The organism is Erysipelotrichaceae bacterium 66202529 (assembly GCA_017161075.1).
GTDB lineage: Bacteria > Bacillota_I > Bacilli_A > Erysipelotrichales > Erysipelotrichaceae > Clostridium_AQ.
In genome coordinates this window covers 2,793,026-2,805,853 of sequence record CP046174.1, presented here as the reverse complement: position 1 = coordinate 2,805,853, position 12,828 = coordinate 2,793,026, and the positions used below count along the sequence as shown (strand labels likewise).

Genomic DNA, 12,828 nt, shown 5'->3' with positions numbered 1-12,828 from the left:
GGCTATATAAATGGCAGAATTAAATTATGTAACACAGTTTTGGCCACGTATCATTGAAATGTACGGGCACTTACTAATGTCTAATGAGTTGTATAATACAAATCAGGACATTCAGATTATCAACACAAAAGATATCCGGTTACCAAAAATCACAGTGTCTGGTTATAAAGACCACAATCGTAAGACGTTATCGTTTAACACAGGTTCTTATGGTAACGACTTTGAAACAAAGACACTGGACCATGACCGCGATATCGAATTCGCGATTGACCCAATGGATGTTGACGAAACAAATCAGATTGTTTCCTTGGCAAACATTCAATCGCGTTTTGAGAAGACGCAGGCTATTCCCGAACTGGATTGCTACACGTTCTCTAAGTTGTATACAGAGGCGAAACGTTGTAATGCAAATATTAAAACAGATGTTTTGACTACAGCAAACATTTTGAGTGATTTTGACTCTAACATTGAAATCATGGAAGAAACAGGGGTTCCTTTGGAAAGAGTCATCATGTATTGCACTCCAGCGTTTAAAACAAAGTTAAAGAATGCCGAAGGGATTCAGCGCACTTTGGAGGTGTCTGGTGGCACAAAGAATATTGATCGTCGTGTACGCTCGCTAGACGATGTTAATGTTATCAAGACAGTGCCAGCAAGCCGATTAAAGACTGCCTTTGACTTTACTGAGGGGTTCCAGGTAGCGTCTGCCGGAAAGCAGATCAATTACATTATGATTGATCCTGAGGCACAGGTATCACGTGTTAAATATTCCTACATTAAGGCGTTTACACCAGGACACGATAGCCGTTGTGCAGATAAATATCTGTACCAGAATCGCCGTTTTAATGGTACGTTTGCCTTGTTAGATGACTTACTCAAACAAGGATGTATCATCAATGCAGAAGCGGAGGGATAAGTATGAAAGCTTTAAAAGACAATAAAGAGTACACCATTGCCGAAGAGCAGAAGCATGCTTACCTCGAAGAAGGATTCGATATCTATGGTGATGATGGAAAATTGCTGGAATATTCTCCGAAAAAGAAAATTGAGTACAATAAATATGCTGCTTTGGAGAAAGAAAATCAGCAGTTAAAGAAAAGAATCAAGGAATACGAAAAGGAACAAAAGGAAGCTGGGAAATAGCATGTATGTTACACCCGAATACTACACTGCCGAATACGGCGGTACACTCATATCACAAGACGAGCTACCCAAGGCTCTAAAGGATGCGGAGTACAGCATCGACCATCTTTGTTTTGGCCGCATTAAGGGTAAAGGATATGATAATCTCTCACCCTATCAGCAAGAGCTCATAAGTCGTGCTGTCTGCTTGCAGGCCGATTACATTAAACAGTATGGATCGTATATCAATAGCCCGCTAAAAGGCTATAGCGCAGGGAGCACAAAGGTCGAGTTGGCAAATGTGACTTATGGCGGTATCAGCACTACACAGGAGATAATCAATCTCCTTGAGGATACAGGACTCAGATGTCTGGTGTTGTAATTGCGTGCCCCTTCCCGTTTCCTTCACACGAAGCTACGACACGTATCACCGTATATCAGGAGCAGGAAACAGAAGACCAGGGGCCCATTGAGACAATTATTTATGATGGTCTGGCGATTTACGACGAAAAGTCAAAGATTGTGTACGGCAAGGACAGCAAGCAGATATCTCTCAGCGGTATGCTTATCATACACGGCGATGTTCAGGCCTTGGAGGGCAAGACAGCTTTCCAGGGCTTTGTACAGATCGGCACGGAACGAAAACAGATATACGCTGTCCGAAAGCCAAGGCTGCTCGGTGTTATCTACAGCATAGAGATTGATCTATTATGAGAGTTAAGAGTATAAAGGTCAAAATCAACAGGGAAGCAATGACACAACTTGACAAAGCAAGGATACGAGCCCTCGTGCTCACAGCGCATGCGATGCTCTTCGATATTGTCGATAGAGGTGTAGTGCCCAAAGACATTGGAGAGCTAGAACGTAGCGGCTTTGTGGATGATGGTCATATTGATACTGAGCTAGTATCAAGCATTGTATTTGACACACCATATGCGCGCCGATGGTACTTTAACTTAGATGACGCTACATTTCAGCGTACTAAAAATCCGAACGCCCAGGATCACTGGATGGACTACTACCTGGATGGCGAGGGGAGACAGTTGGTCGTTAATACTTACTGTAAGTTTCTGCAGCAAGAAAGCGGAGGGCTTATCACATGATGACTTTAAAAGACGTCAAGGACTGGCTGAAAACGCGGGTCTCAGCGGATGTCTGGAAGATAGGTACTTACGATACATCCAATGATAAAACGGTCTGTGTGCGTAATCTAACGAGCAATCGAGGTGTGTTAGCTGTAGGTGGTCTACAAAATACAACCACCGCTGTCAAGGGCGTGTCCATCGTCATCCATTGGTCTAAGAATCCCGATGAAACAGAGCGTGTAGCGCAAAGTATACAAGCTCTGTTTTACGGGCAGCATCCGGTCATTGGTGATTACCGAGTTGTTAAATGTGATATGAGGAGCGACGAGCCAATCTCCGTCGGAACGGATGGAGAAGGCATCTATGAATATGTAATTGAAACATGGCTCACATACGAGCGAAAGGAGTAATTTATGGCAAAAGTAAAATCAGGGGCTTTCCCTGTATTTGATTTGGGTTTCAAAGTTGGTATCAAGGGACTGGCTAGTACAGATGAAGATATGGTGACCATTAAAGATATGGAATCGTTTTCGCTGGCTATCGAAGGAAATACACAGAAGTGGAGTACCTTGGACATGGTGGGATGGAGCAGAGCATTGATGACCGGTAAAGGGTTAACAATCTCTTTAAAAGGAAAGCGTAATGTCGGTGATCCAGGGAACGACTACATTTCATCCATTACCTTTAAGGATGGTCTGGACTGTACAACGAAAGCATCTGTGGATTTTCCCGATGGATCAAAATTGGAGTTTAACTGCGTGATTGACATTAAGTCATTTCTCGGTGGTGAGGCGCAAGACGTGGCACCATTGGAGTTTGATATGATTGTAGATGGCAAACCGATATTTACAGAGGCACCAACCACACCAGCTGGTTCTTAGGAGGTAAAGTATGGCACGAGAATACAATATTATTGAACGTTTGAAACGTCGCAATGAAAAGCCAACTGTGGTATTAGATGATGAGCACAAATATCCGATCAACACGAAAAAGACTAATGTCTTGTGCATGATGGCGTATATCCGGAAAACAGAGAAAAGAGGAAAGGAAGAATCAGACCCTGTAAAAGATATGGAAATGATGGACCATATCATAAAGATGGGGCTTGGCGAAGAAGCAGCTGCTTACATCGCTGAGCAGGATTATACCTTTGCAGTTATCCGGGATATTATTGAGGTCATTATGGCTGCAATCGGAGACGAAGATACAGGCTTTGAAAAAGAGGATAAGACCGAAAAAGAGTAACTGACCATTGGTATGACCTATTTGACGACTGGGATTTAATCGAAGCGTCATTTGCTATGCAGTATCCATCCAAGGATTTATTTGCTGTCGGTGATGATGATATGGAATGGCGTGAATTTGTCACTCTATTATCAGGTATTATGCCGGAAACGCCACTAGGTCAAATAATAAAAATACGGGCTGAGGATGATGACGATATCTTACAACATTTTACACCAGAGCAGCATCGTATCCGTAGTAGCTGGCGTAATCGTCAATTCCAGGAGACAATCAAAAGATCAGATAAAAAAGAGGTTATGAAGCAAATGAAGGCTATGTTTAAGTCTATGGCAGCATAACCTTTTTCTTTTTATAGGAGGGCAGGTGATGGTATGGGAGCAACAAGCGCAGGGTCTATACAGATGGATCTGGAGATAAAGTCAGACCTTGACAAGGACATACAGGCTGAGTCAAGCAAAATAGCTGATAGGATACGTAAACAGGTGGATGCAATGAGTGGCGATATGTTTAAAAACTTGCGGCAATCTCTTGTAGCAAGCCTTGACAAAATGAATGAATCTGTAAAGGCAACGCTTGACCGCACTAAACTTGAAATGCAGGCTTTTGTTGAGCAGATGGCGGGCATGGTTAAACAAATGTCTGGTGTGCAGATGCCTTATCAACAAGCGCAAAGTGACACAGAGCCGAGTACAACAGCTTCGCGTGGGCCCAGCGTAAGAGGGCCGCCGGTATCCATACCAAAGATTAAAATGCCTAAAGTGAGTATGGCAATGGATACTGCCTCAGTGCAGGCCCAAATGACAAATATTAGCAATCAAATATCTGTTACCACGGAAAAGGTTTCCGCACAAAAAGCACAACTGCAGCAGTATTATGATGAGCTCGATAACGTAAATGATATCCGAAGCAGTTTTTCCACTATACGTAATGAGATTACTCAGAATCAACAAAGGATAAAAGAGCTCACCGGTACAGCAGCAGAAATGAAAAACGCTACGAGAGAAGCGACTACGATATCTGGTAAAATCGCTTTGAATGACCAGTTAAAAAACGTGGATGCTGAAATCAAAAAATGCGTTGGTGATATAAAATACCTGAAAACGCAACTGGAGCAGTTATCTGGAGTGGATACAGGGCGTGTAATCACCACGCTAACATCCAAAATAGCGGCTTTAAAAAAGGCTATATCTGGTAATGAATCAAACTTAACGAATATGAAAGCTGCCTTTGATGGATTACAGGAGTCACAAGCACCAATTAAATTTCCTGATTTTCCTGAATTGGCATTACCTATTTCAGCAACTGATGGCTTTTCTTCTATAGGGGAAAAGGTGGCTTCTACTTCCGGAGTGTTTGCAAAAGCAAGAGCAGCTGTTGATTACTTTGCTGAAAGCATCGGCGGGTTAAAAGGTAAGCTTGTCGGAGTATCACTAAAAGGACTGCTAAGTGGACTTAACCTAGTTACTAATGTCGCCAGAATGGCGGGTAATGCTATTGTACAGTTTACAAAGCGTTTGGCATCATCAGCATTGCATAAGTTTAGCAATGGGCTAAAATCAGCAGGAAGGAGCGCTGTATCCTTCGCTGGGCGATTACTTGGCATAGGCTCAGCAGGTAAAAAGGCCTCTAACGGTCTAGGACGCGCCCATATGGGTATAGGGCGATTGATTAAATCATTTACAATCTTCTCACTGATTTTCCCACTGGTTAGCCGTGGCATTATGGCTTTGGCGCAAAATATCGGTGCAACACTCATGACAAATACCGCGTTTGCAAATAGCCTAAACCAGATACGCTCAAATCTGGCAACAGCGTTTACACCTATCTTTCAGGCAATCATGCCAGCCTTAAATGCGCTCATGTCCGCACTGGCTACAGTAACCGGTTATATAGCGGCCTTTATGTCTGCTATTTTTGGTAAGTCCATGTCAGCAACAAAGCAGGCTACATCCGGCATCTATGCAGCTAAAGATGCAATGGGCGCCTACGGCTCATCAGCTGATAAAGCAGCCAAAGCGTCGGAAAAAGCTCGTAGGTCGCTTATGGGATTTGATGATATTAACAAACTGGACGATAAGGATGATTCAGCCGGTTCCGGTGGTGGAGGGGGCGGCGGGAGCGATATGCCTGTTTACACACCAACCGATGTCGATGACGGCCCTATCAAAAAATGGGTTAAGCAGCTCAAAGACCTATGGACTAAGGGTGATTATGCTGGTATCGGTAAACTCATAGGTCAACAGGTCAATAAGGCTGTGGCGTCGTTTACAGACTGGATATCTTGGGATAACTTAGGTAAGTCGATCACTGAGTTTTGCGACGGATTTTGTGAGCTCTTTAACAGTTTGATAGACACAATTAACTGGGAAAATATCGGGCGTATGTTTGGTACTGGGATCAATACTATTGCCAACACTTTATATTTACTGTTTACCGGTATCAACTGGGAGCGGATAGGTAAAGCTCTGGCGCAGGGACTTAACGGTCTTGTGTACAGCGTTGACTGGGATAAGCTAGGGCGTACTTTTGGGTCGTATGTGCAGGCTTGCATAGATGCTTTATACGGATTTGTGACTACTGCAAATTGGCCTGCTATCGGTAAGGCTCTAGCAGACGGAGTTATGGGGGTTATAAACGGGATAGACTGGGGTAAACTTGGATCGGCACTATCCAAAGGAGTACGGGGACTAGCTGCGAGTGTAAAAAACTTTATTGCTAACATTAAGTGGTACCAGTTAGGTAAGGATGTATGGTACTTTTTATCTAGTATAGACTGGTCAGGCATTATCGAGGATCTAGCATATCTAATAGGACAGTCAATCGCTGGAATAGGTCAATTCCTGTGGGGATTTATAGAGGATGCCGTAAACAGCGTTGTAAAATACTGGTCCGGGATATTCAAAGAGACAGGCGGGGACATCATAAGCGGTTTATTGTTAGGCATAGTTAGGGCTATTGGCGACATAGGTTCTTGGATAAAAAAGCATATTGTTGACCCATTTGTTAACGGATTTAAGAGTCTATTCGGGATACATTCGCCGTCTACGGTAATGGCAGATATGGGTAAATATCTCATTGAGGGCTTAAAAAACGGTATTGCAAAGACCATAAAAGGGCTTGTTACCGCGATACCAAAACTATTTTCTGGCCTTGTCAAAGCTATAGGCAACGTATGGACAGATATAAAAAAGAAAGCAGGCAAAGCCTGGGATGGTATCACGAAGTCCTTAGGGGATACATGGTCTAATCTCAAAAAAGGCGCAAGTGATATCTTTGGTAAAATCGGAGATAAAATATCTAGTGTTTGGAATGGATCTGATAAAGACACAAAAAGTGCTTGGGGTAACATAAATGGTGTAGTGGCGGATTCCATCGACTCCGTGAGGGATACCGTAAGTGTTAACTCAGAAAAAGCGGGGAAGGCCATAGAGCAGAATTTTAACTCTGCGAGAGATTCACTCATAGGCGCAAACCGCGGTATGGGTAACGATACTAAAAATGCGTGGGGCCCCCTTGTAACTTTTGTATCCGATAAATGCGGATCTATCAAAAACGATATTTCACGTACTTTTAAGGATTCAAAAAATACTGTAGACACAAACAGTAAAGGCATGAAATCGTCCGTAACAAGTAATCTAAGTGCTACAAGTAAATGGATAGCGGGTACGATGTATGATGATATGTATTCAAAGGCTAAAAACATGATGGAGAAATTTAAAAAGGGGTCTGGCTCTGTGAACGTTAAATCGACAGTGCAGTCTTGTGTAAATAAAGCCACATCATGGTTGAGCGGTCTTGGTGGCAACTCTTACACTTGGGGCGGTCACATGATATCAGGGTTTGCTAACGGTATACAAGATTATGCATACAAAGTAACTAACGAGGTCAAAAAGGCAGCAAATATCGTAGCATCATGGCTGCATTTCACCCGTCCAGACACTGGCCCTCTGCGTGAGTACGAGCAATGGATGCCTCATATGATGGAGGGGCTCGGCAAGACTTTGGCAATGAGCACGCCGAAGTTTATTGGTCAGGTCAAGAGCTTATCTCAATCCATGTCAGGGGCAATGCAGGCAGCGCTGCAAGAGCCTACAATCGCATTTGCGGGCGAACGTAACCTGAATGTACAGCATGAGTGGAAAGAGGCTCATGACGAAAAGCGCGAGGTGTCTATGGCTGATGTCGTGGAAGCAATAAAAGACCTACGTCAGAAGTTTGATGAGGTTACGCAGGCTGTACAAGATAAAGACACTACAGCGTATATCTCGCCGAAAGAATTGTTTGAGAGTGTCACAGACGAGCATAACAAGGACGCTCGTAAAAACGGTAAGAGCCGTTTTGACTTATAAGGAGGTGCGGGTATGGCAATACTCACAGCAAATGGCGTGGCGCTGCCTGCGCCTACCGTCATAAAAATTGACAACGAGATCATATGGTCGAGCAACACTGGACGTACGTCAAGCGGTGCTATGGCTGGTGATGTTGTTGCCGAGAAAAAAACAGTAACGATAGAATGGGGAGTGCTCCAAGAGTCAGATATGAGTAAAATCAAAAAAAATCTGATTGCAGGGTTCTTCCCTTTTGTTTTTAACGGTGGCGGAGGGGCAAGCCTCTCAATCACATCATACCGGGGTACGATCAATGAGGAGCACATAGGGCTCCTAGGTGATGGCATCTATTGGTACAAAAAAGCGACTGTAAAAATAATACAGCAATAAGGAGGATTTTATGGCAGTAACTACAAAATCAAACAAAAACATCGAAATCACAAAAGACATTATGGTGGATAATGTGCCAGTAAAACAGATAAAGGGCGTGATCAATACCGGCAACCCAGAAAATGCGGTTGTTACAGATTACACTAGCAATCAGACTTTGTACAAGGCTAATCGCGAAGCAGTACGCACAGCTGCGTCAACAGCAGAAGATGAAATTTATGCGGAACAGGATGCAATCATTGCGGAGCTGGCAGGAGGTAACAAGGATGCAGCTTAAAAATAAACAGATCGTAGATGCGCAGCCCGCGCTTGGCAAGATGCTCAATACTGCACTTCCAGCAAAGCAGTCTTATCATATTAAAAAGACGTTGGAATCCGTTAAAAAACAGGCTGTATTTTTGGAGGAGCAGCGCTCTGAGCTCATAAAAAAGCACGGCGTTGAAAAGGACGGAAATTACCTTATACCAGATGGTGACATCGAGGCGAAAAAGAAGTTTTTTGATGAGTATAAGGAGCTGTTAGACCTAGAGGAAGACATCGACGTGCGTCAGCTTACCCTCGATGAATTGGACCGTGTGGAGCTTACAGCGAATGAATTAGAATCAGTTGAATTTATACTGAAAATCGAAGAATAGCACAGGGAGGTGGTACGATGATAACCACATCCGATAAGTATAAAACGGTGGTCTCTAAATCAGGCCGCCACTTCCAGCTGAAAATTGACATTGCGGGCACCGAATATACAGGCATAAAGAGTTTTAAAATTAAAGGCGGAACCAACTCATCCGAGCAAATCACTTTTGGGGACACTGTGTCGTCTTATATTGAATTTATCCTTACGGATGTACCAAAAAACACCATCCTAAAAGGCCGCCAAGCGATACCATACATTGGCTTGGAGCTGGACGATGGTACGGTAGAGTGGATAAAAAAAGGTGTATATAACCTCGATAAACCGGTGCGCTCAGGTGAGTTTATAAAACTTACCGCATATGATAACTTTGCCCTTTGCTATAAAGGTTTTTTTACTGCCTTATCCGGCAATCAAAAAATTGTGTCCATTCTGCAGGAGCAATGTAAAAAGATAGGCATTGAGTATGCAGGCGGTGCGGATGATGTAACTTATAATGTTGATAGCCTGCAAGGGCTTACCATCATTGAGGCTATAAGTGTGCTTGCCGCTTATTGTGGTAAAAACGCTATAATGGACAAAGACGGCAAGCTCAGGCTGGTATGGTATACCGATGCAAGTCTTACCATATCCCCGAGTCGATTTGCGGATCCATTAGAAATGGATGAGGAAGATACTTATATAAATCGGTTGGACTGTACGATTGACGAGGAGCACTCTGTATCCGCAGGGACTGGTGTGGGCATCTATTTTAGCTGTCCAGGAATGACCCAGGAGCGTATCGCTGTCCTGTATAACCGAATAAAGGGTTTTACGTATAGAGCTGCCAAACTAAACTGGCGTATGGCTCAGCCTGATGTTGAGGCAGGCGACCTCGTTCGGGTGATGGATAATGCTGGTAATGCATATGCTATCCCGCTGATGGACTATGAGTTTAATTGTGATGGTGGATTTTATGGCACCATAGAGTCCAAAGGTAAAACTGAGCAGGAGCAGGATACAGGTTACAAAGGGCCCTTGCAGACAAAAGTAGATAGAACTTACTCTGACCTCGTAAGCACAAAACAGGTCATCACAGATAAGATAACAGCCTTTGAGGGAGAGTTTGAGACCATAAACACCAATTACCTAGAGGTCAACAAAAAGCTCGCAGCCCTGGATGCTGAAATTGAAAATCTGGACGTGACTGAGCTTACCGCTAAGGTTGCGACCATAGAAACATCCTATGTATCTAAAGAGTACGTACAGGAGCTGTACGCCACTAAAGCTGAGGTACATGTACTGGACGTTGACCTAGAGCGTGTCAACACTCTGCTCGCAGGCAGTGTGACAGTTGGCAGTACGCAAACCATAGTCTTAAATGCTGATAACACCACAATATCTAACGCGCTGATAAAATCGGCCATGATTGATAGCCTATCAGCTGATAAGGTCACAGCTGGCACGATTGATGCGAGCAGCATACACTTTAAGTCGCAGTCGGGTAGGTTAGATATCTTTGGTGAGACTTTGCAAGTCAAAGATGCAATCCGCACTCGCGTACAAATAGGCAAGGATGCATCCGGCGATTACAATATGTATGTCTGGGACGAGGCAGGTAAATTGATGTTTGATGCGACCGGCATAACATCGTCCGGTATACAGCGGCCGATTATTGTCGATAGCATGGTGGCCAATGATGCAAACATATCGGGTGATAAAATCAACATCACCTCGCTGGTCAAAGAGATTAACGATGGTAAAGAGGTCATAAAGTCCAGTCATATCTTAGTAGACGGTGCTAACCAGTCTCTATCCGTGGTGTACAACACTATCACCGGTGACATAAGCACTCTGAGCACAGCGTTGTCTATGGAGCAAGGCAAAATCTCATCGTTGATTACCGATGTATCACAAGCTAAAGGTGATGTATCAACATTACAAACCAATTACAGCAGTCTTATGCAGACCGTAAATGGTATCAATAGCACAGTAGGCGAGCATACCTCCACATTGGAAGGAGTGGCATCGAAGCAAACGACACTCGAACAAAGCGTAAATGGATTGACCGGTAGAATTTCATCAGTTGAATCCACTGTATCTAGTACATCAACTAAACTCAGCTCCTTGGTTGCTGATGTTAGCGGATTTAAAACTACGGTAAGCGATACATATGCTACCAAGGATATTGTAAATAGCATAAGCTCAACGATCACGCAAAAGGTAGACAGTTTATCAGTGAGTATCATGGAATCATATAATCGAATAAATCTCATAGAGAATTCTGATTTTACAAACGATACAGCTTGTTGGAACAAATCATTAGCATCGACATGTACAGGTGGCAGAGCATTGACATGGGGGAGCAGCACAGGGCGTGCTCTTTGGTTAGAATCTACTGCGTTTGGCGGAACTTCGAGCAGTAGTTGGAATCAACGTATAGACATCGGACGTAAGGTAAAAGGATTTTACATATCTGCGGAGTTTTTGACAAATTCCGATTATGTGGCAGGGTCTACAAATCCGCTTGCAACTTATATCATCAATATATATTATACCGATGGCACCAGCAGCTCAGGATCTGTTAGAGATACTTCACATAAATGGGTGCGGGTAGGTAAGTTTGTTGAAGTTGAAGATAAAGAAGTAGAGTATGTAAGAGCATATCTATATGGTAGAGATTTCAAAGGGCGCATAGCTTTTAATAGACCTTTTCTCTGTGAAGCAAATTCTGCTATTGACTCATCCTACTGGGCGCCGGCACAATCAGAAGTAACAGGCAATATGAGCGTCGTGATCAACTCTGGAGGATTACGTGTCAATAATGGCGCGTTGTCCATTTATAACAATGCAGGGAGTAGGGTGCTATATGGCGATACGAACGGAAATCTAACGATGACAGGGACGATTACCGCCACCTCAGGTAAGATTGGCGGGTTTGATATCAAGTCAACAAGACTGATAGGTATAAATGATGGTAAATATACCGTAATGCAAAGTGCCGGGATGTATGCCTTTTATGCAGGTAGCACTGCTGAATCTATGACAGGTGCTCCTTTTTATGTAACACATGCAGGTAAGTTGAAAGCTGATGATGCACTGTTAACCGGATCATTTACGAGTCTAGGAACAGAAAACACAAAAGTAGTTATAGGGAATGGCCGCATGGATTTGTTTATCAATAACAATCATTGTGGTGGAATCGCATCAGCTTACAGCAGTAGTACTAGTAGAGGTATATTACTGTCGGCTGATACTGGCGCAAAGTTTTTATCATTGGGACAAACGGATATAAACGGCGATGGTGGTGCATCATGGTATACACTTAATTTCGGACTTAACCCATCCGGTTGGACGGAGCGACATATATTTTTAGGATCATCAAACTTTCCGGTGCAACCTAGAAACGGAAAAGGTTATGTGGTAGTTTCTAATGTTACTGGCGGTGGATTCCGAAACATTAGGCAGATATATCACGGACACCCTGATTCCAGTACAGATTATTTGCAATACGAAGATGTCACAGGATCAGATTATTATTGTAAAACATCGTGGGTGTCTGATGCTAAACTTAAAGCAAATATTTTGGACACTGATGTATGCGGAATTGATGCGATAAGGAGATTCAAACATGAATCCTTCGTCTTTAAAAAGTCGGGATTTAAAAGGTCAATAGGTTATATAGCACAGAATCTGCAAGAAATAGATCCGCAACTCGTCGAAAATCTAGGTGGGACGTTGGCAATAAATCCGGAAGTTATAATACCGTATATTTCTAAAGCAGTGCAAGAACTTGATTTTATTGTAAAAAACAATGAATTATCCGTACTGCGAGATATAGAATATATAAAAAATAAAAATCGTGATTTAGAGAGGAGGGTGGATACATTGAGGGATGAAGTAATGCGTTTGAACAATGAATTATTTGATACAAAATCCGCTTTATCTGCTTTACGAAGCTGAGAAAGGAAGTGATCCTAAGGTATCTCGTTTTCAAGGGTGTACGTCAACACCCTTTTAAATATGCTCATAAGAGCGAAAGGAGAAG

At 43.1% G+C, this 12,828-nt stretch carries 12 protein-coding genes and 3 pseudogenes; all 15 read left to right on the top strand.

The window, feature by feature from the left end; all coding sequences use genetic code 11:
• Nucleotides 1-10 precede the first annotated feature (10 nt).
• Nucleotides 11-916: a capsid protein gene (locus GKZ87_13365; protein ID QSI26402.1), complete on the top strand. Its 906-nt coding sequence runs from the start codon at nucleotides 11-13 to the stop codon at nucleotides 914-916.
• Nucleotides 917-918: 2 nt separating this feature from the next.
• Entirely contained in the window at nucleotides 919-1,143 is a 225-nt protein-coding gene (locus GKZ87_13360; protein QSI26401.1) for a hypothetical protein, read from the top strand.
• A 1-nt stretch (nucleotide 1,144) separates the two neighbouring features.
• Nucleotides 1,145-1,504 carry a hypothetical protein gene (locus tag GKZ87_13355; protein ID QSI26400.1) on the top strand — a complete coding sequence of 120 codons (360 nt, stop codon included), beginning with the start codon at nucleotides 1,145-1,147 and terminating at the stop codon, nucleotides 1,502-1,504.
• Complete coding sequence (locus GKZ87_13350; GenBank protein ID QSI26399.1) at nucleotides 1,489-1,836, top strand: hypothetical protein; 348 nt, start codon at nucleotides 1,489-1,491, stop codon at nucleotides 1,834-1,836. Before GKZ87_13355 ends, GKZ87_13350 begins: the two co-directional genes overlap by 16 nt.
• Nucleotides 1,833-2,225 (top strand): hypothetical protein, encoded by a 393-nt coding sequence (locus GKZ87_13345; protein ID QSI26398.1) that lies wholly within the window; start codon nucleotides 1,833-1,835, stop codon nucleotides 2,223-2,225. Before GKZ87_13350 ends, GKZ87_13345 begins: the two co-directional genes overlap by 4 nt.
• On the top strand, nucleotides 2,222-2,617 hold the full coding sequence (locus GKZ87_13340) for a hypothetical protein (GenBank protein ID QSI26397.1): 396 nt from the start codon (nucleotides 2,222-2,224) through the stop codon (nucleotides 2,615-2,617). Before GKZ87_13345 ends, GKZ87_13340 begins: the two co-directional genes overlap by 4 nt.
• Nucleotides 2,618-2,620: 3 nt before the next feature.
• Complete coding sequence (locus GKZ87_13335) at nucleotides 2,621-3,088, top strand: hypothetical protein (protein ID QSI26396.1); 468 nt, start codon at nucleotides 2,621-2,623, stop codon at nucleotides 3,086-3,088.
• 10 nt (nucleotides 3,089-3,098) lie between these two features.
• A complete protein-coding gene (locus GKZ87_13330) occupies nucleotides 3,099-3,452 on the top strand; it encodes a hypothetical protein (GenBank protein ID QSI26395.1) in 354 nt (117 codons plus the stop codon).
• A gap of 38 nt (nucleotides 3,453-3,490) precedes the next feature.
• Nucleotides 3,491-3,790, top strand: coding sequence for a hypothetical protein (locus GKZ87_13325; protein QSI26394.1), 300 nt, complete (start codon nucleotides 3,491-3,493; stop codon nucleotides 3,788-3,790).
• A gap of 63 nt (nucleotides 3,791-3,853) precedes the next feature.
• Nucleotides 3,854-4,204, top strand: a pseudogene (locus GKZ87_13320) (hypothetical protein).
• 717 nt (nucleotides 4,205-4,921) lie between these two features.
• Nucleotides 4,922-7,801 (top strand): annotated as a pseudogene (locus GKZ87_13315) (hypothetical protein).
• Nucleotides 7,802-7,813: 12 nt separating this feature from the next.
• Nucleotides 7,814-8,170, top strand: coding sequence for a hypothetical protein (locus GKZ87_13310; protein QSI26393.1), 357 nt, complete (start codon nucleotides 7,814-7,816; stop codon nucleotides 8,168-8,170).
• Nucleotides 8,171-8,180: 10 nt separating this feature from the next.
• Nucleotides 8,181-8,447, top strand: a complete 267-nt coding sequence (locus GKZ87_13305) for a hypothetical protein (protein QSI26392.1) — start codon at nucleotides 8,181-8,183, stop codon at nucleotides 8,445-8,447.
• Nucleotides 8,437-8,805, top strand: coding sequence for a hypothetical protein (locus GKZ87_13300; GenBank protein ID QSI26391.1), 369 nt, complete (start codon nucleotides 8,437-8,439; stop codon nucleotides 8,803-8,805). The genes GKZ87_13305 and GKZ87_13300 overlap by 11 nt, the downstream gene beginning before the upstream one ends.
• 17 nt (nucleotides 8,806-8,822) lie before the next feature.
• A pseudogene (locus GKZ87_13295) lies at nucleotides 8,823-11,021 on the top strand (hypothetical protein).
• Nucleotides 11,022-12,828 lie beyond the last annotated feature (1,807 nt).